This is a genomic window from Advenella sp. FME57, assembly GCF_014897675.1.
Classification (GTDB): Bacteria; Pseudomonadota; Gammaproteobacteria; order Burkholderiales; family Burkholderiaceae_B; genus Advenella.
Genome location: NZ_JABUXU010000011.1, coordinates 158,181 through 183,297 on the forward strand (window position 1 = coordinate 158,181; position 25,117 = coordinate 183,297).

Annotated in this window: 27 protein-coding genes and 2 pseudogenes; 9 read left to right on the forward strand and 20 right to left on the reverse strand. The window is 54.5% G+C overall.

Annotation, left to right across the window (positions count from 1 at the left end):
* Window positions 1–6: 6 nt before the first annotated feature.
* From INT32_RS14275 to INT32_RS14285, 3 genes are read right to left on the reverse strand one after another with little or no spacing between them, the layout of a single operon-like run.
* Window positions 7–1,140 carry a cupin domain-containing protein gene (locus tag INT32_RS14275; RefSeq protein WP_193089401.1) on the reverse strand — a complete coding sequence of 378 codons (1,134 nt, stop codon included), beginning with the start codon at window positions 1,138–1,140 and terminating at the stop codon, window positions 7–9.
* A gap of 20 nt (window positions 1,141–1,160) precedes the next feature.
* Complete coding sequence (locus INT32_RS14280) at window positions 1,161–2,147, reverse strand: tripartite tricarboxylate transporter substrate binding protein (protein WP_193089402.1); 987 nt, start codon at window positions 2,145–2,147, stop codon at window positions 1,161–1,163.
* A gap of 41 nt (window positions 2,148–2,188) precedes the next feature.
* The gene (locus INT32_RS14285) at window positions 2,189–3,394 is read right to left on the reverse strand and encodes a 3-hydroxybenzoate 6-monooxygenase (RefSeq protein ID WP_193089403.1); all 1,206 of its coding nucleotides are present in this window, start codon (window positions 3,392–3,394) and stop codon (window positions 2,189–2,191) included.
* A gap of 111 nt (window positions 3,395–3,505) precedes the next feature.
* Between INT32_RS14285 and INT32_RS14290 the strand changes: the two genes are divergently transcribed.
* Complete coding sequence (locus INT32_RS14290; protein WP_193089404.1) at window positions 3,506–4,438, forward strand: LysR substrate-binding domain-containing protein; 933 nt, start codon at window positions 3,506–3,508, stop codon at window positions 4,436–4,438.
* Between the two features lie 122 nt (window positions 4,439–4,560).
* Here the strand turns inward: INT32_RS14290 and INT32_RS14295 are convergent, their stop codons facing one another.
* A complete protein-coding gene (locus INT32_RS14295) occupies window positions 4,561–5,916 on the reverse strand; it encodes an FAD-dependent oxidoreductase (protein ID WP_193089405.1) in 1,356 nt (451 codons plus the stop codon).
* Between the two features lie 22 nt (window positions 5,917–5,938).
* Window positions 5,939–6,907: a tripartite tricarboxylate transporter substrate binding protein gene (locus tag INT32_RS14300; protein ID WP_193089406.1), complete on the reverse strand. Its 969-nt coding sequence runs from the start codon at window positions 6,905–6,907 to the stop codon at window positions 5,939–5,941.
* A gap of 121 nt (window positions 6,908–7,028) precedes the next feature.
* Between INT32_RS14300 and INT32_RS14305 the strand changes: the two genes are divergently transcribed.
* Window positions 7,029–7,916, forward strand: a complete 888-nt coding sequence (locus tag INT32_RS14305) for a LysR family transcriptional regulator (RefSeq protein WP_193089407.1) — start codon at window positions 7,029–7,031, stop codon at window positions 7,914–7,916.
* Between the two features lie 91 nt (window positions 7,917–8,007).
* Here INT32_RS14305 and INT32_RS14310 read toward each other — a convergent pair whose 3' ends face one another.
* From INT32_RS14310 to INT32_RS14340, 7 genes are read right to left on the reverse strand one after another with little or no spacing between them, the layout of a single operon-like run.
* Complete coding sequence (locus INT32_RS14310) at window positions 8,008–8,682, reverse strand: CoA-transferase (protein ID WP_193089408.1); 675 nt, start codon at window positions 8,680–8,682, stop codon at window positions 8,008–8,010.
* A complete protein-coding gene (locus INT32_RS14315; RefSeq protein ID WP_193089409.1) occupies window positions 8,679–9,353 on the reverse strand; it encodes a 3-oxoacid CoA-transferase subunit A in 675 nt (224 codons plus the stop codon). Before INT32_RS14315 ends, INT32_RS14310 begins: the two co-directional genes overlap by 4 nt.
* 27 nt (window positions 9,354–9,380) lie before the next feature.
* Window positions 9,381–10,595 (reverse strand): 3-oxoadipyl-CoA thiolase, encoded by a 1,215-nt coding sequence (pcaF, locus tag INT32_RS14320; protein ID WP_304519089.1) that lies wholly within the window; start codon window positions 10,593–10,595, stop codon window positions 9,381–9,383.
* Between the two features lie 37 nt (window positions 10,596–10,632).
* Window positions 10,633–11,895, reverse strand: coding sequence for a CaiB/BaiF CoA-transferase family protein (locus INT32_RS14325; RefSeq protein WP_193089410.1), 1,263 nt, complete (start codon window positions 11,893–11,895; stop codon window positions 10,633–10,635).
* Between the two features lie 32 nt (window positions 11,896–11,927).
* Window positions 11,928–12,899 carry a tripartite tricarboxylate transporter substrate binding protein gene (locus tag INT32_RS14330; protein ID WP_193089411.1) on the reverse strand — a complete coding sequence of 324 codons (972 nt, stop codon included), beginning with the start codon at window positions 12,897–12,899 and terminating at the stop codon, window positions 11,928–11,930.
* Between the two features lie 58 nt (window positions 12,900–12,957).
* Window positions 12,958–13,392: a MaoC family dehydratase gene (locus INT32_RS14335; RefSeq protein ID WP_193089412.1), complete on the reverse strand. Its 435-nt coding sequence runs from the start codon at window positions 13,390–13,392 to the stop codon at window positions 12,958–12,960.
* Between the two features lie 10 nt (window positions 13,393–13,402).
* Window positions 13,403–13,873 (reverse strand): MaoC family dehydratase, encoded by a 471-nt coding sequence (locus INT32_RS14340; RefSeq protein WP_193089413.1) that lies wholly within the window; start codon window positions 13,871–13,873, stop codon window positions 13,403–13,405.
* A gap of 260 nt (window positions 13,874–14,133) precedes the next feature.
* On the opposite strand from INT32_RS14340, the gene INT32_RS14345 reads away from it, so the two are divergent.
* Window positions 14,134–14,895, forward strand: coding sequence for an IclR family transcriptional regulator C-terminal domain-containing protein (locus tag INT32_RS14345; RefSeq protein WP_193089414.1), 762 nt, complete (start codon window positions 14,134–14,136; stop codon window positions 14,893–14,895).
* Between the two features lie 104 nt (window positions 14,896–14,999).
* Here the strand turns inward: INT32_RS14345 and INT32_RS14350 are convergent, their stop codons facing one another.
* Window positions 15,000–15,707, reverse strand: coding sequence for a glutathione S-transferase family protein (locus tag INT32_RS14350; RefSeq protein WP_226817057.1), 708 nt, complete (start codon window positions 15,705–15,707; stop codon window positions 15,000–15,002).
* A gap of 113 nt (window positions 15,708–15,820) precedes the next feature.
* Here INT32_RS14350 and INT32_RS14355 point away from each other — a divergent pair, with 113 nt between their 5' ends.
* Entirely contained in the window at window positions 15,821–16,180 is a 360-nt protein-coding gene (locus tag INT32_RS14355) for a helix-turn-helix domain-containing protein (protein WP_193089415.1), read from the forward strand.
* 276 nt (window positions 16,181–16,456) lie between these two features.
* Window positions 16,457–16,645, forward strand: coding sequence for a hypothetical protein (locus INT32_RS14360; protein ID WP_193089416.1), 189 nt, complete (start codon window positions 16,457–16,459; stop codon window positions 16,643–16,645).
* Window positions 16,646–16,752: 107 nt separating this feature from the next.
* On the opposite strand, the gene INT32_RS14365 is transcribed toward INT32_RS14360, so the two are convergent.
* From INT32_RS14365 to INT32_RS14375, 3 genes are read right to left on the reverse strand one after another with little or no spacing between them, the layout of a single operon-like run.
* Entirely contained in the window at window positions 16,753–18,138 is a 1,386-nt protein-coding gene (locus INT32_RS14365) for a saccharopine dehydrogenase family protein (RefSeq protein WP_193089417.1), read from the reverse strand.
* Between the two features lie 39 nt (window positions 18,139–18,177).
* Window positions 18,178–19,281: a carboxynorspermidine decarboxylase gene (locus INT32_RS14370; RefSeq protein WP_193089418.1), complete on the reverse strand. Its 1,104-nt coding sequence runs from the start codon at window positions 19,279–19,281 to the stop codon at window positions 18,178–18,180.
* A 6-nt stretch (window positions 19,282–19,287) separates the two neighbouring features.
* Complete coding sequence (locus tag INT32_RS14375) at window positions 19,288–19,674, reverse strand: helix-turn-helix transcriptional regulator (RefSeq protein WP_193089419.1); 387 nt, start codon at window positions 19,672–19,674, stop codon at window positions 19,288–19,290.
* 375 nt (window positions 19,675–20,049) lie between these two features.
* Between INT32_RS14375 and INT32_RS14380 the strand changes: the two genes are divergently transcribed.
* Window positions 20,050–20,481, forward strand: a complete 432-nt coding sequence (locus INT32_RS14380; RefSeq protein WP_193089420.1) for a carboxymuconolactone decarboxylase family protein — start codon at window positions 20,050–20,052, stop codon at window positions 20,479–20,481.
* A gap of 227 nt (window positions 20,482–20,708) precedes the next feature.
* Here the strand turns inward: INT32_RS14380 and INT32_RS14385 are convergent, their stop codons facing one another.
* A complete protein-coding gene (locus INT32_RS14385; protein ID WP_193089421.1) occupies window positions 20,709–21,419 on the reverse strand; it encodes a TerC family protein in 711 nt (236 codons plus the stop codon).
* Window positions 21,412–21,771 (reverse strand): hypothetical protein, encoded by a 360-nt coding sequence (locus INT32_RS14390; RefSeq protein WP_193089422.1) that lies wholly within the window; start codon window positions 21,769–21,771, stop codon window positions 21,412–21,414. Before INT32_RS14390 ends, INT32_RS14385 begins: the two co-directional genes overlap by 8 nt.
* Window positions 21,772–21,892: 121 nt before the next feature.
* On the opposite strand from INT32_RS14390, the gene INT32_RS14395 reads away from it, so the two are divergent.
* On the forward strand, window positions 21,893–22,528 hold the full coding sequence (locus INT32_RS14395) for a carbonic anhydrase (protein WP_193089423.1): 636 nt from the start codon (window positions 21,893–21,895) through the stop codon (window positions 22,526–22,528).
* Window positions 22,529–22,569: 41 nt separating this feature from the next.
* On the opposite strand, the gene INT32_RS14400 is transcribed toward INT32_RS14395, so the two are convergent.
* Window positions 22,570–23,697 (reverse strand): transporter substrate-binding domain-containing protein, encoded by a 1,128-nt coding sequence (locus INT32_RS14400; RefSeq protein WP_226817059.1) that lies wholly within the window; start codon window positions 23,695–23,697, stop codon window positions 22,570–22,572.
* Between the two features lie 266 nt (window positions 23,698–23,963).
* On the opposite strand from INT32_RS14400, the pseudogene INT32_RS22400 reads away from it, so the two are divergent.
* Window positions 23,964–24,077: pseudogene (locus tag INT32_RS22400) on the forward strand (potassium-transporting ATPase subunit KdpA); the annotation flags it as partial.
* Between the two features lie 4 nt (window positions 24,078–24,081).
* Window positions 24,082–24,216: pseudogene (locus tag INT32_RS14410) on the forward strand (winged helix-turn-helix domain-containing protein); the annotation flags it as partial.
* A 181-nt stretch (window positions 24,217–24,397) separates the two neighbouring features.
* On the opposite strand, the gene INT32_RS14415 reads toward INT32_RS14410, so the two are convergent.
* The coding region (locus tag INT32_RS14415; RefSeq protein ID WP_193089424.1) for a LysR substrate-binding domain-containing protein at window positions 24,398–25,117 on the reverse strand (720 nt) is incomplete at its 5' end.

The window sequence follows — 25,117 nt, forward strand, 5'->3', positions numbered from 1 at the left end:
GGCGCGTCAAGGCGTGTCGAACTGTTCGCGATAGGCATGGACTGCTTCAAGAATTGGGGCATCGCTGAAGCGGAAAAGGTCTAGCGATGAATGGTCTGCAGCGCATAGGGCGGTAAAAGGCTGCCACGAGGGTATAACAAACATATCGCCACGCTTTACCTCCCATTGGTGTTCGCCGACGGTGACCCTTCCCTGCCCATCGAATACCTGAACCACCGATGAGCCTACCTCGCGTTTGGTTCGAGTATGTGCGCCGCTGCGTATGCGATGCATCTCACAGCGAATGGTGGGAAGCACGTCACGGCCATTCATCGGATTGGTGTAGCGCACAGCTGCATGGCCTGGGCTTAGCGTCGCGCTGTAGCCTTCTTGTTCCAACGCGAGCTGTTCGCTCAGTGCTTGGTCCGTGTCCTGCCAGCGGTAGGCCAGCAAGGGTGTGGCGGCCTGATCGTCCAGTTGCGATACAGGACGCAAGCCCGGATGGGCCCAAAGGCGTTCGGAGCGCGACCTCTCTGGCTTGATGTATTCCTGAGGATCGAGCTTGTCGCGTCCGACTTCGAAGAACTGCGATTCCGTGTAGGAGGAAAATGGGATATCCAAACCGTCAATCCATGCCATTGGCTCGATCGACGCGTTATGGTGGGCATGCCAGTTCCAGCCGCCTTGGGGCAGAAAATCGCCACGCGACATGCGCACGGAATCGCCATTGACTACGGTCCAGACACCTTCGCCCTCTACGATGAACCGAAAGGCGTGCTGGGTATGGCGATGTTCTGGCGCATCTTCGCCAGGCATCAGATACTGAATGGCGGCCCAAAGGGTGGGTGTGGCAAAGGGGCGCCCGCCAAGCGCGGGGTTGGCCAGCGCAATGGCACGGCGCTCCCCGCCGCGGCCTACCGGTACAATACGGCCTGCTTCGTCGGCCAATTGCACCAGCCGGTCCCAACGCCACACGTGGGCGCTGGCCTTGCTTTTTGGATGCATCGGCATCAGATCACCAATTTCTGTCCACAGCGGCACCAGCATCTCGCGCTCAAAACCGCGGTATAGCTGTTCCAGTTCTGGTGTCGGCTCCGGTTGACCCGGGGACGCGACGGCGGTTAACCGGACAGGCGAGGGAATGGCATTAATCACGCTCATGGCAATGGTTCCTATGTTTTTTAATCCAAACTGATGTTGGCGCTGTCTATCAGGTCTTTATACGTGGCCGATTTTTGATCAAGGCGTTCGCGCAATTGGGTCAAGGTCCAGTTCAACGGCTCGAAGGCAAAGGAATCAAAACGCTTGCGTACCTGGGGATCACGCAGGATGTCTGAAATATCAGCATGGATCTTGTCACGTATTTCTACAGGAATACCTTTGGGTGCGACAAGCGATACGATCGAATTGACGTCCAGCTCGCCAGGACCACCGGCTTGTGCCACGGTGGGCACATCGGGATACAGACTGTGCCGTTCGGGAGCGGCAATGGCCAGGTAGCGCAGTTTGCCGCTGTCGTACACCGGCCGTGTGGACGGGATGGTGCCAAACGCCCAGTCCACTTCTGCATTGGCTACCGCGGTGTACAGCTGGCTTACTTCCTTGTAGGGAATGTGCAGCATTTTGGTATTTGTCAGCGAGCCCAGCCATTGCCCGCCCAGATGGCCAGGACTGCCGACAAACCAGGACCCATAAGTGACGCTGTCGGGGCTTTTTTTAGCCGCGTCGATCAGCTCGGTCAGATTTTTCCAGGGAGATTTTTCACTGACTGCGATCATAAACGGTGTGTAAAACAAGGGCGCGACCAGGTCAAATTTCTCCAGCGGGAAGTAGTGACGGGTCTTGTATAAATGCGGGAGCGCCGCAATATGCTCGCTATCCAGTTGTAGCAGGGAATAGCCGTCAGGCGCCCGTTTACTTACCGCCTCCAATGCAATGAAGCCACCACCGCCGGGGCGGTTTTCGACCACCACCGGCTGCTTCCACTTCTTGCCAAGCGCCTGGCTCAGGATGCGCAGCACCACGTCAGGGCCGCTGCCAATGGAGAAGGCGGTGTACAACGTCACGGTTTTTTGAGGATAATCGGATGCCTGCGCCCATGCAGTGCTGGCCAGGCAACTGAGAGCAAGCGCACCTGCCATCAGGGTACGGCGTTTGCGAAAAAACATGGTGTGTCTCCTGGAATATATTTATTTGTTGAAGGTGGCCGTCAAAGCCGATAGCCTTGCATGCAGTTTTGTGCATTCCATCCGTATAACCACTGCAGGTTGTCATAGAAGCGAGATTGTGGCGTGTCTTTCCAAAGCGAGTTTCGAACAGCACGCTCTACACCTGCCGCATGATAGATCCGTCCCATCTCGCGCGTGGACCACACGACACGGGCACTGCGCGGTATGCGCAACGACTCATAAAGCGTGAAAGCGGCAGGCAAATCCCCGCGGCATTGCTCAATGGACAAGCCGAGTGTGACGGCGTCTTCAAGTGCCATGCACGCGCCCTGAGCCATGTATTGCGACATGGGGTGTGCAGCATCGCCCAAAAGGGTTGCGCGACCAACGCTCCAGTGCTGGACCGGCTCGCGGTCCGCAGTAGCCCAGCGGCGCCAGGAGTTTGGCAGATCGAGTAACTGCCTGGGGCGTTCATGTATGCCTTCGAAATAGGAAAGCACTTCTTGCTGGCTACCGTCGCGCGCACCCCATTGTTCCTGTTGTCGACTGTGAAAGGTGACGACCAGATTGTATTGCTCGCCGCCACGTAATGGGTAGTGCACGAGGTGACACCGGGGCCCCGCCCAGAGTACCGGCGCATTGATACGCAAGTCGTCCGGCATGTTTTCTTTGTCTACTACAGCACGGTACACCACATGGCCGGTCACACGAGTGGCGTCACCAATAAGGTGATCACGCACCACGGATTTAACGCCATCACAGCCGATAACGACATCTGCCCGGAAAACGTTGCCCGCCGTGTCCGTCACCTGGGCGTATTGATCTGTCTGGGTAAAGGTCTTGATTTGCGTGGATGTTTGAAACGAGATCAGCGGATCGTTGCGTACCCCGTTCAGAATGGCGCCGTGGATGTCAGCCCGGTGAATTACCGCATAGGGGCCGTTGAAACGCTCTCGGAACTGCTGACCAGTCTGGACACGCAAAACCTCGGTATTGTCGACGGCGTCCATCATAATGATGTGATCGGTAAATACGGCGCATTGCCTGGCCGCTTCGCCCACACCCAGTGCATCAAGCGCGGAAAAGGCATTGGGCCCCAATTGGATGCCGGCGCCGATTTCACCAATCTGTGAAGCCTGCTCCAGCAACTGCACCTGAATACCTTGGCGGGTCAGGGCCAACGCGGCTGCAAGGCCACCGATGCCGCCACCCACAATAATGGCGTTCTGGGTTTTTTTTGTCGTCATGGTTGTCTCCTTCTATTGCCCGGTTTCCACCCATTATGGATGTACAGGCATATAATTTAAAATGAAATATTATTATCATTCATATAAAAAACAATATACCTGGGCCCTATCATGGATTGGACACATCGATTGCGGCTGCGCCACGTAAAAATGCTGCTTAGCCTGGCGCAAACGCACAACATAAGTCATTCTGCAGCAAGACTGCATACTACTCAGCCAGGGCTGTCCAAATGGTTGAAAGACCTTGAGGAAGATATTGGCTTGCCCTTGTTCGAGCGCCATGCGCGTGGCCTGATTCCGACGCCCTATGGAGAGATGCTGATTGCTCACGCCAGGCAAATCGACATTCAGCTGGATCGTGCCAGCAGTGATATGGAAATGCTGCGTGAAGGCGGTAGCGGACGGGTCATGATCGGCGCAAGCGGTGTTGCCGCGTCTGACACTGTCCCGCTGGCCATCATGCGTCTGCTGACACATATGCCAAAGGCCCGGGTGAATCTTGTTGAAGGAACCACTGACCGGTTGATTTCTCAGCTGGAGCAGGGGGCGCTGGATATTGTGTTGGGTCGAGCCGATACGGATCTGGGCAGCCCGAATCTGGAGACCGAGAACCTGTTCTTTGACGGTATTCACTTCGTCGTACGTCCAGGGCACCCGCTTTTGCAAGTCAGCAGCCTGCGCTGGTCGGATTTGCATGCTTATCGCTGGTTAGTCTGGCCAAAAGGCACGCCGGTGCGCAATGCGCTGGATGTTGCACTGGCAGCGGCAGGGCAGAACCTGGCGCAGGATACGATAGAGACCAATTCCGTTACAGCCAATCTCATGTTCCTGAACAATAGCGACATGATAGGCGTGGCCTCGGTTCGAGCCTCCCTGCGTCTGGCGCAAATGAATGTACTCAGGATCCTGCCAATGCGCTTGTCCGGATCAGGGGCAGTCGCCATGTACTGGAGCAAGGAAGCGTTCATGTCGCATGCCTTGCGCCTGGCCATGAACTGCTTGCGAGAAGTCGCGCATGAATATGATAGTGCATCAGAGGTGTAGCCTCCAGTTTTCAATGGTGTCCAATCTTGCTGCCACTGTATAAGCGCGTCGCCCGTTGCGTGGATCTGCTCCGCATCGGTCATGACTGGAGCATGGACCAAGTGGCGATGTCCATCTTGGTTTCATGGCTCCAGCAGGCATCCGTCCGCGCGCAAGGTCTGCTGCAGATGTACTGGATCGAACGATTGCAACGGTGTCGTGCCTGCCATTGCGGCGGCGGTGCCGGCCGCCTGACCCATAACGAAGCATGCGCCGCTGGCCCTGGCTGCAGACTGCCCCTCGTGAGTCATTGAGGCACAGCGTCCCGCAATCAGCAGATTTTGCACCTGGACCGGCACCAGCATCCGCCACGGCAGATCGTTGTATGCCCGGTCTGGATCCGATGGGAATCCCCATGAAATACCGCCGGATTGATGCAATTCCATGGGCCAGGCGTTCATGCCGATCCTGTCGTCAAAGCGGGCAGAATTGAGGATGTCGTCACCCGTCAACGCATAACATCCCTGAATGCGACGAGTCTCACGAATGCCGATTTGTGGCGCGATTTCGACGATACGCGCTTCAGAGAAACCCGGAATCTGTTCGCGAAGAAATTGAAAGTATTCAAGAACCTGGCGTCTGCCTTCTACCTCTCCGGCGCTCAGCTCATTGGCATCCACTGCGTTCAAGGCGCGACCATCGGCGTTGGCAATTTGAGTGACATTGGCTCGCCATTCGGAAGAATGGATTTGCGGTCTTAGGATGGCGCCATCTCGCGGGAAGCGATACCGTCCCGGGTGTTCCCTTTGTGCACGTTCCATAAAGTCGTTGATGGCCTTGAACTCACCCACTGCAGGCAGTGCTTGTGAGGCGTCCACGTGACCGACACGAAACATCGTCGTCGGAAAGAGTCCGCTGCCGTGTCCGTCACCTATTTCATGGGGGACACCGGCAAATACTGCCACGTCTGCGTCGCCTGAGCAGTCAACGAAAACGTTGGCCCGGATCGCCTGTCTGCCTGATTTGGTCTCGACCACGAGGGCGTTGATGCGGGTGTCGTCCATAAGCACTGCGCAGGCACTGGCGTGAAATAATAAGTTCACGCCTGAAGCCAGCATCCATTGGTCGGCCGCGCATTTGTATATGGACGTATCGTACGAGCGAACCCTGATGCGTCCTTGCATTCCATCCTGAGGCCGGTTCAGGCCGCCCAGCGCTTCAAGGCGCGACAGCAGATCATCTACTGCACCGCGTACCAGCTGCTGCATTTGACCGTTGTGGCGACCGTAGAGGCCTGCGAAGTTGGTTACGCCGCCGGCGGTGCCCATGCCTCCGAGAAAGCCATAGGACTCCACCAGTAGCGTTTGGGCGCCATGGCGTGCGGCGCTGGCTGCAGCGGCAAGTCCAGCAGGACCACCGCCGATGACAACGACGTCATACTCGCCAAAAACCGGCAGATTTCGTGATGGCTCTAACAAGGTCGATGGTAAGGTTGTCATGGATGCTGTCCTTGTCAAAGTGTTAATTAAGTTTGATATTGTTTTGTTCGACTACCTGTTTCCAGCGTGCTAAATCTGCTTGCAGCAGCTTGCCGAAATCGGCTTGCGAGTTACCCACCGGGTCCATGTACTGGGTGCGAAGTCTGCTTTGGACCGCCGGTTCGGCCAGAATCTGAACCAGGTTCTCATGCAAGGCATTGACAATGGAAGCGGGGGTTTTGGCCGGCACAATGAAGCCGATCCAGGCGTCTCCCTTTATGTTCGGCAGACCGCTTTCGGCCAACGTGGGTATGTCGGGAAGCGAAGGAGATCTGGCAGGCGAGGCAACCGCCAATGCGCGCAGCTTGCCTGCTTTAACATGGGGCATTACAGCTGCTGCGGGCAGCAACGCCATGTCGACATCACCCGACAGAACAGCAGTGACCGCCGCACCCGATCCCCGGTAGGGCACATGTACGGCATCTCCGCCCGTTTTGGCCACCAGGGCCGCCATTGCCAGATGCGAAATGGACCCCGCGCCGATAGACGCGAAACTGAGTTTCGAGTTGGCTTTCATCAAAGCGGCCAACTGCTTGGTATCGGTCGTGGCCAGTTTGGATCCGACCACCAGCACCGAGGGTTGCGACACGGCCACGGTGACCAATTCGATGTCCCTGGCTACGTCGTACGGCATGTTCCTGAACAAAAGGGCATTGACGCCCAGCGCTCCAGCAATGCTCACCCCGATCGTTTGCCCATCGGCGTCTGCTTTGGCAACGACGTTGGTCCCGATATTGCCTGCTGCACCGCTCTTGTTCTCCACTACGAAGGGTTGGTGTAGTCTTGCCGCCAGGCGTTCACCGATAAGGCGAGCGGTAAAGTCAGGGGTAGAGCCGGCATCAAAAGGGACGACGATACTTACGGGCCCGGCAGGCCAATTGTTTGCAAGGGCGCCTGTGCCGGTGATCGTGAGCGTGGCAAGAAAAAAAAGTCGAAACGCGATCGATTTCATGTGATGTCTCCTGGAATGTGCGGGTTGTGCCAGTTATGTCTGGTTCTTGTGTGCATTTTAGGGACCGGGTATCATTGCGTCGATCGAGGACAGGTAATACACGCTAGCAGGAAATTAAATAATGGACATGAAGCTACTAGCCGTTTTTGATGAAATATACAAGACTCGCAGCGTCAGTCGGGCCGGCGAAAATCTCGGCATTCCGCAAACGTCGGTCAGCCTGGCGCTCGCGCGGTTGCGGCGTCGTTTCAATGATCAGTTGTTCGTACGTACTGGGAATGGGATGATGCCAACCCCAAGGGCCGCTATGCTCGTACCACAATTGCGTCAGGCTTTGCAATTGCTGCAGCTGGCCACTGAGCAACAGGCTGAATTCGATCCGGCATCGTCGTTCAGGACGTTCAGAATATCCATGACGGACATCAGTCATCTTGAATTTATGCCGGCAATGATGAATAAGGTGGCCAGGGTGGCGCCCAATGTCCAGATTGAAGTTCTGCGTATCAAGGCTGATACAGGAAAACTACTGGAATCGGGGGATGCAGATCTTGCCATAGGTTATATGCCCGAGCTTGAGGCGGGTTTCTACCAACAGAAGTTGTTCAAAGATGGATTTGCCTGCGTGGTGCGACGCGACCATCCGCGTATTGAGACCAAACTGACCCAAAGCAGGTTCAAAAGTGAACGGCATGTTGTTCTGATAGCGCCAGGTACCGGAAACGAGATTGTTGAACGGGAACTGAAACGTCAAGGAACACAGCGTAAAGTTGCCCTGTCGTTACCTACCCTTCCGGGTGTCGGCAATTTGCTGGCCAATACCGATCTGATGGCCACGCTCCCCGGGCGGGTCGCCAAAATACTGGTCAAAATTGCGCATGTCAAGGCGCTCGCTCCTCCCTATAGGTTTCCGGACTTTTCCATCAAGCAACACTGGCACGAGCGCTATCACCAGGACCCGGGGAACCGCTGGCTTCGCTCTACGCTAGCCGAGTTGTTTCTGGAAATTTGATCAGGTTCCTTCAAAATTTTCACGCTAGCGCTTCACAATTGCGGGCAGCCACAAAATAGACGCGGCCGGCCGGCTTACTGCGGGACCTGGTTCAGCAACTGTAATTGCCAATACCAGCGGGCGCCGGCTGCAGTGAAAGCCCTAATCGCCGCGATAACGCATCCAGGCTTGTTCCGGGAACCAGTTCCAGCACGGTGGGAACAGCATCTGAAAACTCAAAGACAGCAAGATCGGTGTAAAGACGTTTTACAACGCGCGCGCCTGTCAATGGCAGCGTGCATTGCTCAACGAGCCGCGCTTGCTGGTTCTTTCCAAAAAGATTCATCATGACAAATACACTGCGCGCGCCCACGACAAGATCCATTGCCCCACCAGGGGAAGGCAAATTTGCGTCTGCGCCAGTGGACCAGTTTGCCAGATCCCCCGAAGCGGATACCTCAAACGCGCCGAGTATAGTGATGTCCAGGTGCCCGCCCCGCACCAGAGCAAATGAATCCACATGATCCACAAAATGGCCGCCGCAGACCAGACTGACTGTCTTGCGTCCTGCATTGATCAGATCAAAGTCCTGCAGGCTGCCATCAACAATCGGACCTGATCCGACAATGCCGTTTTCCGTATGGACGATGATCTCGTCCTGAGCCGCAAAATAGTTTCCCACCAGTTCAGGCATCCCAATACCGAGATTGACCACTGCGCCGGGGAAAACATCCTGTGCGACGCGTCTTGCCATATGTTCTCGAGAAACAGGTTGCCACTCGCTCATTTTGTTACCTTTTTAAGATTGATTACTCTTTGAACAAAAACGCCCGATGTCACAATGGTTTCAGGGTCCATCATGCCCAAGGGAACCACATCGTCTACTTCTACGATGGTGGTTTTTGCTGCCATGCACATGACCGGGCCAAAGTTGCGTGCGGTCATGCGGTATTGAAGGTTGCCCCACCGGTCGGCATGACGTGCCTTGACCAAAGAAAAATCGCCAGTTAACGCGTGTTCAAAAATGTAGCCGCGGCCCCCGATCACACGGGCCTCCTTGCCGCGTGCCAAATCAGTGCCGAAGCCAGCCGGTGTAAATATTCCACCAAGGCCTGAGCCGCCCGCACGAAGCCGTTCAGCGAGCGTGCCTTGTGGCACGCACTCCAGCTCAACTTTTCCCTCACGATACAGGCCTTCGAACACGTGGGATTCCCAGGAGCGGGGGAATGAACATATCATTTTTCTGACACGGCCCGCGTCCAGGAGCCTGGCCACGCCCAGCAAGGCATTGCCGGCATTGTTGTGGACCAGTGTGAGATCTTTCGCGCCATGCTCGAGCAATGCGCTGATGAGCACGTCCGGTACGCCTGCGCCACTGAATCCACCCACCAGGATCGTCGCCCCATCGGGAATGTCATTGACCGCGTCAATCGCGCTGTCGCATAGTTTGTTAATCACGGTCCGCTCCCATGTCGCTGCGATCGCTCACACCCGTTCCAGCACGATTGCAATACCTTGTCCTACGCCGATGCACATGGTGCACAGTGCATAGCGTCCGCCGGTCCGGTGCAGTTGGTTGACAGCTGTCATTGCCAATCTGGCGCCGGACGCGCCTAGCGGATGGCCCAGGGCAATAGCGCCTCCGTTTGGGTTGATATGTGCTGCATCATCAGCCAGGCCGAGATCGCGTGTCACGGCCAGCGCCTGCGCGGCAAATGCCTCATTGAGTTCGATCACGTCCATATCGTGGATATGCAGACCGGTCAGGGCAAGCACCTTGCGCACGGCAGGCGCAGGACCAAAGCCCATGATTCTGGGTTCTACACCTGCGAAAGCCATGCCAACGACACGGGCTTTGGGCTCAAGGCCATATTTTTTTGCTGCATCGCCAGTGGCAAGCAGCACGGCGCATGCGCCGTCATTGACGCCGGAGGCATTTCCGGCGGTGATGGTGCCATCGCTCCTGACAATCGGCTTGAGTTGTGCCAGTTTTTCCAAACTTGTTTGCCGCGGGTGTTCATCGCGAGCGACAATGGTCTGTTCAGATTTTTTGTTGGCAATGGTAACGGGCATAATCTCGTCGTCGAACAGGCCGGCGGCGATCGCTTGCGTTGCGCGCTGTTGACTGCGATAGGCAAACGCGTCCTGATCCTGACGCGAGATGCCAAATTGCGTTGCGACGTTTTCGGCAGTTTCAGGCATCGAGTCGATGCCAAAGTTCTGTTTCATCAGCGGATTGACGAATCGCCAGCCCAATGTGGTGTCGAACATTTGTTGCTGACGGGAAAAGGGGGTAGACGCCTTGCCAACGACATATGGTGAACGCGACATGCTCTCGACGCCACCGGCAATCATCATTTGTGCGTCACCGCTTTTGATCGCGCGCGCCGCAGTGCCGATGGCGTCCAGGCCGGAGGCGCATAAGCGATTCAGTGTAGAGGCAGGCACCTGAACCGGAAGACCTGCCAATAATGTGGCCATGCGGGCGACATTGCGATTGTCTTCGCCGGCCTGATTGGCGCATCCGAAGATGACATCGTCGATTGCCGACCAATCTACCTTCTCATTTTTCTTCATCAGGGCCGAAATGGGCATTGCCGCCAGGTCATCGGTGCGGATCGTGGACAGCGCACCCCCATAGCGTCCAAAGGGCGTACGAATAGCGTCGCAAATAAAGGCGTCTTGCATCAGATTGTTCATGGATACTCTCTTTACTATAATTTGATTTACACAATAGTCATATCACGCGTGATTTACGCAATTGAGCCAGCTCACCATCATCGACGTTCAACACCTGTTGCAATATCTCATCTGTATGTTGCCCGACGACAGGAGGAGGCAGGTCGTATGTTGGCGGTGTACTTGTCAATCGCAGCGGGGAAGCCGCTGCACTGATACGGGCGCCGTCTTCGCGTTCCAGATCGACTTTTAACTTGCGATGGATGACCTGCTCGTTCTGAAATACCTGCTCATAGTTATTGATGGGGCCGCAAGGAACACCATTTTTTTCCAGCACTTCCAGCCAATCGGCAGAGCTGCGGGTTTGCATGGTTTGATTCAGATTGGCGTCAAGGCGTTCCCGATTGACGATGCGGCCTGTGACCTTGGTGAAATCCTCATCGCTGGCAAGATCATGACGGTCGATGACCGAGCAGTAGCGTTGCCACTGCTCGTCATTGCCGATAGCGATGATGATGTGCCCGTCTAGCGTGGGGTAAACGCCATAGGGAACCAGGCTCATGTGGGCATTCCCCATTCTGGCAGGCACGTTGCCGCTGGAAAAATAGCCCGTAATCTGGTTGCTGCCCAGGGCCACAATGCAATCGAGCAACGACATATCGATATATTGACCCTTACCCGATTTATTCCGGTGATTGATTGCCGCCAGCACCGCGATAGTGGAATACATGCCGGTCATGATATCGGCCAGGGCGATTCCCACCTTCTGAGGGCCCCCACCGGGAAGGCTGTCTTTTTCACCGGTGATGCTCATCATTCCCCCCATTCCCTGGAATACGAAATCGTAACCGGGGCGATGTGAATAGGGGCCGTCCTGACCAAAGCCTGTTATAGAGCAATAGATGATTTGGGGGTTTTCCTTACGTATGGATTCGTAATCGAGCCCATATTTTTTTAAATTCCCGACTTTGAAATTTTCTATAAACACATCGCTTATTCTGGCCAGCCGTTTAATCAGCGCCTGACCTTGCTCCGTGGTGATATCAATTGTCACCGAGCGCTTTCCCCGGTTGGCAGCAGAATAGTATGAAGAGTCTGCAGGCAGATCCTTTTGCTGACCGGGTAACCAGGGAGGGCCCCAGGCTCGGGTATCGTCGCCGTTTCCAGGTCGTTCGACCTTGATTATCTCGGCGCCCAGGTCAGCCAGATTCTGTGTACACCAAGGCCCGGCAAGGATACGCGTCAGATCGAGCACTCGGATATTCGATAGCGCCTTATCGTCGCTGCCTTGTCCAGACTGATTAAAGATATTCTCCAACATGGTGTTTTATCCTGTTAATACTGACTATTCTGTTATTTCGGAAGCGTGATATTGGCCTGCTGGATGACTTCAGACCATTTATCGATCTCCTTATTTACATAAGCATCGAATTGCGGCTGAGACAGGTCTCCGGGTGTTGCGCCCAGTGCGGCAAATTTCTTTTTGATGTCTGCTGATTGAAGGGCATCTCTGACATCGCTTGAGATTTGCTTCAGCACAGCACCGGGAATGTCTTTTGGTCCGTATAAGCCGAATATTGAGATGGCCTCGAAGTCTTTCACGCCAGCCTCGGCAATCGTGGGGGTGTCTTCAAGTTGAGGGACCCTCTCTTTAGAGGTCACGCCAAGAGCACGCAAGGACCCGGACTGGATATGCGCCAGAACACCCGGCACCGAATCGAACATCACCGGTATCTGGCCGGCCAGCAAATCATTCAGGGATGGAGCTGCGCCGCGGTACGGGATATGGGTTAATTTAACCCCCGCCATGTGCGCAAAGAGCTCACCGGATAGATGGTTGGCGCCACCGATCCCGGCGGAACCAAAATTGATCGTCCCAGGCTTTTCTTTGGCCATCTTAATCAGGTCTTGTACGTTTTTCGCCTCGAAATTTTTATTAACGACTAGAACGTTGGGCACTGACGCTACCAAGGCTATATTGCTGAATGCAGCCTTAGTGTCATAAGCAATTGTTTCCTTGAGCAAAGTGGGGTTAATGATATGGTGCGTCGCAGTCACCAGTAATCGATATCCATTTGGGGTGCTACGGGCAACATCCGCAGATCCAATCGTGCCGCTGGCGCCACTTTTGTTTTCAATGACGACGGGCTGACCCCATTTTTCGGACAACGCCTTGCCCAAGTGCCTGGCAAGCACGTCGGTGGTGCCGCCGGCCGGAAACGGAACAACGATGGTCACCGCTTTATCGGGATAGCTGGCTGCCACTGCGGGGGTGCATGCTAACGCAGCAAGTACCCCGGTAACTACGCGAATTATATGTTTCATGACTTGTCTCCAGAATAAGAATAGGGCCGTCGGTGTAGACGGCACAGGTTTTACACTTCTAGGCGTCAGAAAATTCCACCATGGCTTCTCCTTCAGCCACGAGCGTATTTTGCTGGTTCGTTACTGCAACTGAAACAACAACCCAGTGGGCTTTTTCTGTTTTCTTGACGATTTTGACAACCCCATTGGGGGTTATCGTGTCACCAGGCTTGACTGGAGACTTCCAGCGGGTTTCCAAACGTCGGTGAGTACCTCCAAGTGGCAATGCCCAATCGGTCATCATTTTGGTGATCAGGCTGAAGTTGGACATGCCATGCATGATAATTCCGCCGAAATTTGTCTTGCCAAAGTCTGACTCCATGTACTTGTCGTCCCAGTGCAGCGGGTTGTAATCGAGAGACGCTTCGCAAAATTCCCAGATCGTTTCACGGGTGGGTTCAAAGGGCACTCCTTTGATTTGCAGGCCTTCTTTGATTTCGAATGTATTTTCCATGTCTTGTTCCTTACATCGGCCGAATCGTCCAGCCGCGGCCGGAGCAAATAACTTCGTTGTTTTGGTTGAAGAAGACGTTGTCATGAACGGCAAACAGGCGGTTGCCTTTGATGAACTTGTCCAGCGCGCGTGCCTGCAACGTAATGACGTCTCCCGGGCGGGCCGGCTGGTTGTAACTCCAGGACTGGCCTGCGTTGATCGTTCCCGGACTGCGCATCCAATCATCGTTGGGCGTGCATGAAAACATGAGCAATACATGAATGGAGGGCGGTGCGATAAGGCCACCCCATTTGGTCGTTTTGGCGTATTCCTCATCAATGAACAGAGGATTCATGTCGCCCGTTGCTTTGCATAACTTGTGGATCGCTTCCTTTGTCAGGGTGTAGGGGATTGTCTCGCGTGGGGCACCGGGGACGATATCGTCCCAGATTTTCCGGGCAGTATTGCCTGCCCAGAAATCGGTGTCGTACTTATATTCCATATATGCCTCCGATATAAATAAACCAAATTTGCTGTCATTTAAAACAACCGCTAAGCGGTTGTTAATAACCGCTGTACGAACTATTCTAGATAGCTTTACCGGACGTGTCAATGGTATAAATACACATTTGTTCGCGTTTCAAGAAACAAATGGACGATATGAAGCCTGATATGACAATACACATGGACGTATTCGCTTCTATTGGGCGGGACCGTCGGGTATGCTAGACGGCTTTATATAAATAAGCAGGAGAGTTAAATATGGCCAGTCCGGACAGTGAGTCATTCGTGCGCACCTTTGCTCGGGGATTGCAGGTTATTGAGTCGTTGGGTCGCAGCAAACTGGGTATGAATATCGCGGGTGTTGCCGAAGATACCGGATTGAGCAGGTCAGTCGTCAAGCGCTACCTGCTCACGCTGACTGACCTTGGCTATACAAATGCCGCAGGGCGCGGGTACGCGCTCACTCCCAAAGCGCTCAATCTTGGGCTTTCTTATTTTTACTCGCTGCCGTTTTGGCGGCAGGCACAATTGGAGCTGGAAGAGCTGTCGCAATCCATTCAGCAGTCATGTGCGATGTCGATCCTGGATGGAAACGAGATTGTTTATGTAGTCAGAATCCCAACCTATAGAATTCTTCGATCCAGTCCGACACTGGGCAGCCGCCTGCCAGCCAATGCGGTTTCCATGGGGCGGGCGCTTCTGGCGGAATCGGAGCAGGAGGTCATCGACGGTTTTCTAGCAACCGCAGCGCTTAAGCGACTGACGAACCAGACTATTACCGACCGTGAAAAGCTGCGCACTGAAATCGAGCGAACCAGAGAGCAGGGGTATGCGTGGGTAGACGCAGAGCTGGATGAAGCCATTTGCGGTTTGGCTATTACCGTGAAAGATCTGGAAGGGAAAGCGCTGGCGGCGATCAATATAAGTCTTCCTGCCGGCCAGATTACCCGGGAACAGGCCGTCGAAAAGTATCTGGGGCCATTGCGGCGCACGGGGTCTACGATCCGTTCAGCCTTGTGAGCCACATGATGTCATTATGGATATTGCAGGTGCGCCACCCACAGCCGGTAATCTGAGCAGGAGCGCGAAGCGTGCCGGCGTATCATGCTCCTGCCTCGCTTCAATCACGCACCAAATCGTTCGATCACTTCATTCAGTGGCAGGTGTCCAAGGAACGAATCGGATCCGGCCAGCGTATCGCCATTTTCTATGGCAGTTGCAAAGGCGACAGCAGGCGTGCAGCTTATGCGCTCGCGCATGGCTGCAATTTTGGGCCATCGTGCAGGATCGGCCACCTGGTGGATCTCCAGCCATCGGGCGACGCCTATAAAGATCGCATCGGCCAGGCAAGGTTGTGCGCCTAGCAGGAAGGGGTTGTCGCCAACCATTTGCTCCAGTTTGTCATGACGATTGATGACGCCGGCATTGCCCGCCTGCTGTAATATCTTTTTTACTTGAGGGTCCGGATTTTCCATCTCCCATGCCTGCCATAGCGGGACAAAAGCGCCAGTGAAGCCCGTGTTGATAAAGGCCATGAGCTGATGCATGCGATCAGTGTCAGGCGAGGTTGGCGCAAAGCTGATACGTCTTTCGGTGTCCCGGTCTTGCAGCCAGTTGGCAATCGCCATTGTCTCGGTCAGGACCTGTCCCTGATCGGTAATCAGGACCGGCGTTTCCCGTCTGGGGTTGATACGCAGGTAAGCCGGTTCAAGCATTTCGCTCAGCATGTCTACGCGGCACAGGCGGTAGGGTTTGCCCAGCCATTCCAGGGCTGCAATCAGTCCCATGGAACTGCCGGCGGGAACGCCATAGAGTAAAATCGGTTCTATCAAAATATTCTCCATAATTCATGTGTGATAGCCAGTGCGGCTTGCGCATGCATTATCGTTGCATATTCAGTTCCAAGTAAATTACGCACTTTTTGGTAACCATCATCGGGAGCATTATGAAAAATCTGGTCTCTTACTGTCCCATCGAGGAGGTCATGCAGGTATTGAGCGGGCGCTGGCCGACGCTGCTGGTCTATTACCTGAAAGACGGCGTCAAGCGATTCAGCGATCTGAAGCGGGATAATCCAACGGTCTCGCATAAGATGCTGACGTTTGAATTGCGCAAACTTGAAAATGCCGGCATTGTCCAGCGCAAGGTGTTTGAAGGCTATCCCTTGCGTGTGGAATATTCCCTGACGGCGGGCGGGCAGGGGCTTGTGCCGCTGATTGATGCGCTGGGCGATTGGTGGAGCCAACTGCCGGGGGACGCGTCCGTGCCGCCGACAATACAACAGCCCGCGTTCACGGGTGAATGAGCGGCCTTGATCTATTCTTTTTGGTAAAAGAAAAACGCATCAAAGATCGAATATCAAAATGAAAATACCAGATTCAATAACGTGATTTGCCAGCCTTGCCCAATGTTGCCGAGGATGGGTTTTTTTGATGATTTATACTTTTTATCGGCGAGGGACAGTTGTTTATGGCGACAAGTTGTCTACAGGCACACAAAGCGCTGGCCTTGTAATAAATATGACTTGTCTATGCAATAGACTTTGTGCTCGGTATCAATATATATGGCGGAGAGTAAACTGGTGAACGTTGAATTGTCATTCGATCGCGATGTGCTGAGAAATCAGATTGACATCTACAAAAGGCTAAAGCGGAACGGGTATCTGGAATCGGCTCAAAAGGAACTGGAGTCTATCGAGCATCAATTGGCGCTCGTGCAGCAGTCGTATCCCGATCAATATGAAGAACTGAAGGCCGAACTCGCGCTTTAAGCGAAGGGGCAATGGTGCCTCTGCATGGCAGCGTCAACCCCGGCTTGCGCGGCAGGGGCTGATGCTTTCACTATCCATTCACGATTTGCGGCAAACAATCCGGCTAATCAGCCGGTCAGGCGTTGCCGCTCTGCCATCATATCGTGCTGTCGGGATGGCGGGCTTTTTGCAAGCACGGCCTGGTCATGAGCAAAATAGTCGAATGCCACCGTGCTGTTCGGTTCCTCTTGCGGGGCCAGCATCAACAGCTCCCTTTGCGGCTCCAGCACCCGATCGCCTTTGTCGTCACGTACGCGCGTGACCAGCCCCATCCGGTTCATTTGTTCGATAAACGGTGCGGGGTCAAGTTCTTCTACATTGACCATGTGTCCGGCATCCCATATGCCATTGGCAATCAGCATGGCGGCGGCGACAACCGGCACGCCGGCAGTGTACGAAATGGCCTGGCTGCCCACCTCTTCGTAGCTCTCTTCATGATCACAAATGTTATAGATAAGCACTTCCTGAGGCATACCATTCTTCGTGCCCTTTACCAGGTCGCCAATGCAGGTTTTGCCCGTGTATCCAGGGGCTAGTGACGCCGGGTCGGGCAGCACAGCCTTGATGACTTTAAGCGGCACAATTTCATCACCCTCAGCCGTACGCACGGGTTTTTCAGAGAGCAGGCCCAGGCTGTTCAAGACGTTAAACACATTGATGTAATGGTCGCCAAAACCCATCCAGAACCGGATGTTGGGAACGCCCAGGTTTTTCGACATGGAATGCAGCTCGTCATGGCCGGTCAGATATGTCGTGTGATTGCCAACTACAGGCATTTCCCATTGCTGGCGATGCTCGAACATCTTGCTGGCTTTCCAGCGATTTTGCTCCCAGGACCAGACGGTAGAGGTGAACTCCCGGAAGTTGATTTCCGGGTCGAAGTTGGTGGCAAAGTAACGGCCGTGGCTGCCGGCGTTGATGTCGATGATGTCAATGGACTCGACATGATCAAAATAGGTATCCAGGGCAAAACGGCCATAGGCATTGACCACGCCAGGATCGAATCCAACGCCTAGCAATGCGGTCACGCCGGCTTTTTTGCAGGCATCGCGTCGCTTCCATTCATGGTTACCGTACCACGGTGGCGGTTCACATACCTTGTCCGGGTCTTCATGAATGGCAGTATCCAGATAAGCTGCGCCGGTGTCTATGCATGCAGCCATGACGGACATATTCAGAAAGGGCGAGCCAACATTGATGACGATCTGACTGCCGGTCTCACGGATCAGTGTTTTGGTGGCCTCGATGTCGAGCGCGTCCAGGGCGTGTGCCTGCAGGCGGCCGGGGCCGTGTTTACTGCCTTTGTCCTTGATAGAGGCAATAATGGCTTCGCATTTGGCCACGGTGCGTGATGCAATATGTATGTCGCCAAGCAAAATATTGTTCTGTGCGCATTTGTGTGCTGCCACGTGTGCGACGCCGCCGGCGCCGATGATCAGAACGTTGCGTTTCATTGGATAATCCCCCAAATTGTTAAATACAAGCAGCCTGTCCTAGGACAGGCTGTTGACGTAGTCGTCAAAGGAAAAGTCGCGCACGACGCGCACGGAGCCATCCTCGTCTTTGACAGCGATGGAAGGCATATGAATACCGTTAAACCAGTTTTTCTTCACCATGGTGTAGCCGCCGGCATCGCCGATGGCAATCTGGTCACCGATTTGTAGTGGCCGGGCAAAGCGGCCTTCGCCGAAAATATCGCCTGCAAGACAGGTTTTGCCGCAAACCATATAAGTGTGCTCGCCGGTGTCATCGCCAACCGGCGCGGTTTCACGGTAAATCAACAGGTCCAGCATATGGGCTTCGGTGGAGCTGTCCACAATCGCCAACTGCTTCTCGTTGACGACGATATCCAGGACGCTGACTTGCAGCGTTGTGCTGTGGCGCACGGCAGCCTCTCCTGGTTCCAGATACACCTGCACGTTGTATTGCTGTGCGAATCGCCGCAGGCGCTCGCAAAAAGTATCCAGCGGATAGTCTTGTGCAGTAAAGCTGATGCCGCCGCCGAGGCTGACCCACTTAAGGTGAGGCAGGATCGCGCCGTAGTCATTTTCAACCTGGGTAAGCAACTGATCAAAACGTGCAAAATCGCCATTCTCACAATTGTTATGAATCATGATGCCATCGAGCCTGTCCAGCACAGACAGAATGCGTGCCGGATCGCTTTCGCCCAGCCTGCTGTACTGACGGGCAGGATCGGCCAGATCAAAGCCGGCGCAACTGACGCCTGGGTTGAGGCGCAGGCCGACAGGTTTGTCGCCCGCTGCGGGGGCAAAGCGCGTGAGTTGACTGATGGAATTGAAGATGATCTTGTCGCAGTTGGCAATCACTTCGTCAATTTCATGATCGGCAAAGGCCACGCTATATGCATGCGTTTCACCGCCGAATTTCTGAAATCCGAGTTTGACTTCATACAGGGATGAAGACGTCGTGCCATCCATATGCTGGCGCATCAGATCAAAAACCGACCAGGTGGCAAAGCACTTGAGCGCCAGTAATACTTTGGCGCCAGACTGCTGGCGGATGTAGTCGATGACGTGCAGGTTGCGCAACAGCGCAGATTTATCGATCAGGTAGTAAGGGGTAGAAGGCGTTTGCATGGTGTATCAGGTATCAACAGATGTCATAACTTGTGAAGAACTCATAGAAGTGTTTTTTTGATGAGGCGGTATTTTCTTGCCCAGGCGCTCCACCACAATGGGTGGACGGTCGGTAAACGCAGCCACGATTTGCAACTTGCCACCCAGGCTTTCGATGTAATGCTGCAACGTAGACACCAACATGTCGCTGCGCTTTTCTATGCGCGAGATGGTGCCCTGGCCAATATCCAGCGCAATGGCCAGGTCTTCCTGGGTGTGGCCGGTGGCCTTGCGCAGATCTTTGAGCGTTGCCACTTTCAATACCTGGCCGGCTGCGGTGCGTGTACGCTTGCCGCTTTTGTCGGCATCACGATCAGTACGGGGCATCGATTCTTTGCTGGATTTTTTGGGCATGATTCTGGCCTCTGCATGAATGAAATGCGTAAATTGGATGCGAATTCGCTTGGATAACAGGTCTGTCACGTAGATAACTGTACATGGTGACAGCATCAAAAGATGAATCAGATCTGCATTTTGTGGCCTCAATAATATATGCTTTCAAGTGAATATGCAACCGAAGGCATAATTACATAAAAATTACATGTCTTTGTTCAATTTATGGACCATATCATTAGCTGCTTCTTGCACCTGTTTGCTGGGCCATTATTACTCTACTATTGCTCATATGATTTGCCGACCGGACAAAGAACAGATCGACTCTTTGCCCTTGCGTTCTTTGTCGTGGCCGCTCGATCCAACCTAACCCGTCTTTAACCGGAGATTTTTTATATGAGTATCCTTCGCTTACCTTACTGGACCTTGTCGCCCGAGGCCTATCAGGGATTGGGTGCAACCAAGAAGGCGCTGGAAAAGAGCAGCCTTGGCAAGCAATTGATCGGACTGGTATGGTTGCGTATGTCGCAGATTAACGGCTGCGCTTTCTGCCTGGAAATGCATACCAGGGAACTGCGTGCCGGCGATATCGCCGATGCCAAACTGGACAGTCTGGCCGGATGGCGTGCCAGCGAGCGCTTCAGCGAGCGCGAACGTGCGGCACTGGCCTGGGCCGAGGCGCTCACCCATGTGGACAAGACCAGCGCGCCGGATGAAGACTTTGAGCCGCTCAAGCCGCATTTTAGCGATGCGGAAATTTCCGACCTGACCTTTGCCATTGCCTTGATGAGCGCATTCAACCGCCTGGCAATCGGCATGCGCCAATAACCCTGGCGATTGTTCAATAATCACCTCGCCGGCCAGGGCCGTTGTTCGTAAAGGCTTCAGGCAAAAAAAATTACACATGCATTAGCGCATATGTAATTCTCAGAAAACGGCCGCGATTGGCCGGGTTCTCGCCTGTTGGCGGTCCGGTGTTCAAGCGCGGCTGATGTATCTCGTTCTGCTGCGTCGTGCGCCTGCATCGGTCAGACCGGTGCGCGCACGACGGTGCATCACGTGTTGCTCAGTGCCGCGGTTTTTTTACGCTGGGCGATTGTGCGCCCCACCACGACGATCAGCAGGGCGCCGATAATCTCTGCAGTCAGCTTCAGCATAGTAGAAGGCTCGCCAAATCTTTCCACAATGAAGATGTCCGTGATCAGCATGCCGCCGGCGATCCAGCCCAGCAGTGCGGCGCCAAACAGTACTACGCTCGGGAAACGGTCGATCAGCTTGAGCACAAGCGTACTGCCCCAGATAATGATCGGAACGCTGACGATAAGGCCGAAGATCACAAGACCAAGCTGATGCTCCGGATTTGCGCCCTGGGCTGCACCGGCGATGGCGATCACGTTGTCCAGGCTCATGACGAAATCAGCAATGAGAATGGTTTTGAACGCCGAGAAAACCGTTGTCCCGCCGTTTATGTTGCCATGAGCATCATCTTCCGGGATCAGCAATTTGATACCGATCCAAATCAGCAGCAGTGCGCCTACGATCTTCAGGAAAGGCACGGTTAGCAGTGTCAGCGCGAAAGCGATCAATGCAACCCGCAGGATAATGGCACCGGCGGTGCCCCATAGAATGCCCTGCATCCGCTGCTTTTTCGGCAGATTGCGGCAGGCCAGCGCAATGACAACTGCATTGTCGCCGCCCAGCAGGATATCAATCAGGATAATTTGAAATACCGCTGCCCAGCTTAGTGTCTGTAAAAGTTCAAGCATAATTCACCATGAATCCGTCTAATTGAATGTTGGAATAAAACGGATCGGGACGCCTGTCGGGCTCGTGAATCCCAAGAGGATGCACGAAGAGTCTGAGAGGAGCATCAGACAAAACAAAACGGCCTGATCCGCAAGGACACAGGCCATCATTTATCTGAGGATGCACCTTGCCCTTGGTGGCAAGGTCTTGCTGCAACATGGATGTGTTGCCCGGGCACCGGGCGTCTGCAGATAACTGCATGACAGCCGTAATGACGATGCGGCGGAAGAAAGCTACTCCCCTTGATGCTTGAAGTATAGCGATGATTGGTGCGCTGTCAAGATATTTCTGGCGATTTTTGCGTTTTTTCATGTGATTTTCACCGCTAATGTCGCCGTTTTAACTCAGGTTGGACTAAGGATGGTCCGGTCGCCAGGGTCGAAAAAAATAAGAGTAAAATAAACGGCTTAAATTTTGAATTCAGGACCCGAATATGTTCCCCCAACGGTTAACCGATGGCTACGCTTCTTTTCTTCATGGCCGGCTCGAACGCGAGCGCGCGCGCTATGAACAGCTGGGCCAACGCGGCCAGCACCCGGAAATCATGGTCATCGGCTGCGGGGATTCCCGCGTTGCGCCCGAAATCATCTTTGATGCGGGGCCGGGTGAAATGTTCGTGGTGCGAAATATTGCCAATCTGGTGCCGCCCTGTGAACCGGACGTCGATTCGTCGTATCACGGCACCAGTGCCGCCATCGAGTTCGGTGTCAATGCACTGCAGGTCAAGCACATTGTGGTGTTGGGCCATGCCAGTTGCGGTGGCGTGGCGGCGTTTGCCAATAAGGCGGCGCCCTTGTCCAAGCGGGATTTCATTGGTAAATGGATGTCGCAGATCGCGCCGGTTGTCGAGCGTCTGGGACCGCCGACGCAAGATCGCCAGGGCTGGATCCGGCAACTGGAGTGGGCCGTTGTCGAGTATAGCCTGGCCAATCTGATGACCTTTCCTGCCGTTCGCGAACGCGTAGAAGCGGGCCTGCTGAAACTGCATGGCGCCTATTTTGGCGTGGCCACCGGCGTGCTGTTTGTCCGCGACGAGCAATCAGGCCAGTTCAAGGCATATTCAGAATAAGCACAAAGCAGCGCAAGCCTGCCGGCAGGGGCATCTGCCGGCTAACGCGTATTGCCGAAATACTTCATGCGCAACTTGTGTATGTCGCCGCGCTCGTGCAAGCCAAGCAATTCCAGGGTGACAGGCCGCAACAACTCGCTTTGCAAGGGAAAACCAAACCCGTACTTGTCCGGATGAAACACGGCGCCGATCAGGCGAACGGGTTGGCCTGGCTGGGAATGGGCAAAGTATTCCAGGACGGGCGCATCCCCTACAAGCGCATCAACCTCGCCCGATATCAAACCCTCGATCGACGCGTCCAGCGTGTCGTAGTTTTGTGTCCGGATTCCCAGGTTCTGCACATAATCTTCGCCCACGCTGCCTCCCAGGACACCAACGGTCTTGCCGGACAGATCCGACAGAGAATGAATCTGGCTGGTCAGCGACGTCGTTGTCATGACGCTTGTGATCGATGAGGTGACATAGGCAATGATGGCCACGCCCAGCACCATCCATAATGCCGACCATATACGGCCAATCCATCCAAACAGGTTTTTGTGTGTGGTCTTGCCCGTGGTCATGATCGACATGGTATGGAAAAAATTGTCAGCCAGGCCTTCCCGCCATCTGCGCGGAAATTCACGATCCAGCCTGCGATCCAGCAACGTAATGATGACCGTCGCAAACAGGGTGATAATCAGCAGCCAGGCAAAGGTGGTCAAATGCCCACTGTCCGACAGCCCATCGATAATATCCTGAAACGAGCCCGCGCCCGTGCTCGGCGTCATGATTCTCAGGCCAGAGTCATACCACGGTTGTGTAAATGCGATCGATTGCGCCCGCTGCCTGGTAATGGTGAGGTTCGTTACTGCAGCATCTATCTCTCCCTTGCCAACCGCTTCTATTAGTTTGCGGTAAGAGGGATAACTTCGATAGGTTGACGACAGCTGCAGCTTGTCTTCAAGAGATTGCCAAAGCTCGATTGCCATGCCGGCATATTGCCCATTTTCCCGCAGGACAAAAGGCGGGCTTTCATAAACACCGACCGTCACCGGCTTGGATGCGGCGCCTTGATCTTGCGCCCGGGCTAGGCCGGGAAACAGGCCGATCACCAGTGCCAGGGCGGCAATCCCCAGCGTTCGCGTTACCCATCCCAGGCAGCCAGATTCAAATGCACCGTGTTTTTTCATGTCTCATCAATATTCGTTCATAACAATATGAGCGTCGGCTGAACAGGGATCGTGCCCAGGGCATAGTAGCCCTTGCTTTGCAACGCTCATAACAAGATACTGCACCCGCAACGCTCACATGCTCCTTTATAAACCATATTCGATTGCCAAACCGGCTGTCGGCAGCCCACAGCGGTGACTGACCCTTGGGAATGGCCAATCTGGCGGCGCACCAGCATGTTGATGCCTGCAAAGTTGGTACACGCCGAATAAACCCGATGCCGGCTGCGGGTTGCCTTGGCCCGGGCGCGCATGGCCTGTCAGAAGTGCTGTACGCCTTTACCTCTGCGGCCAATAACAATGGCAGTGCGTTCGCCGGCCTATCTGCCAACAACCGCTATACGGGGGCCGGCTTTTCTGGATCAAGCACACTATCTGCGCATATACATGGGTCATCTGCGGCACAAGCTGGAACAGGATCCGGCCCGGTCCCGGTTTATTCTGACTGAAACCAGCGTCGGATACCGGCTTGAACTTTGAACGGATACCGCAGTTTGCCGCCAGGTGGTTTCAGGGCGGCCGTGCCCGCACTTGCTGGCGTAACGGAGATAGCGGAAACAACGGACAACGGAGACAACGGAGACAACGGAGACAACGGAGACAACGGAGACAACCGGGATACCAATCGTGGTTGCCTGCAGGTGAACCGCATGAGCTATGTTCAGATGGCGGTACGCTTGAACAGGCCTATGGTTTGCTTAAGGAACGCCGAGTGATCGTTTTTGCGCCAACTAAGCATGATGGGCGAAGTGAACCCCGGTTCGTCCAGATTCACATACACGACATCATCACGATGCAGGCGACGCACCGATTCGGGCACAATCGCAATGCCGATCGTCGCAGTCACCAGGCCAATGGCCGTCTGCAATTCATTGACTTCCTGAATGACCTGCGGTGAATATCCTTTCTGCCTGAACAGATTGAGCACGTGGTCCGCATAGCTTGGTCGCGGTTTGGTCGGGTACAGAATGAGCGGTTCATCCATGATGTCTGCAAGCCGGACCGATGCGTTATCGGCCAGTCGGTGCGTGATGGGCAGCGCCACAACCAGCGGTTCATCGGTCAAGACCAGTCGCTCGATCTCGTCGTCTTTGAGCAGGATTCGTCCGACCCCGATATCGATTCGGCCCGATTTGAGCGCTTCAAATTGTTGCAGGGTGGTCATTTCCACCAGCCCGATTTCCACCTGGGTGTTCAGTTGGCGCAACTGGCGAATCAGGGCCGGCATGTGTCCATACAGCGTGGACGGTACAAAGCCGACACCGAACCAGATGCGGTCGTTTTTGCCGATCCGGCGCGTGGCGTTAACCGTTTCCTGCAGCCGCTGCGTCATTTTTTCAGTTTGGTCCAGGAAGTAGCGACCTGCATCGGTCAGCGCGAT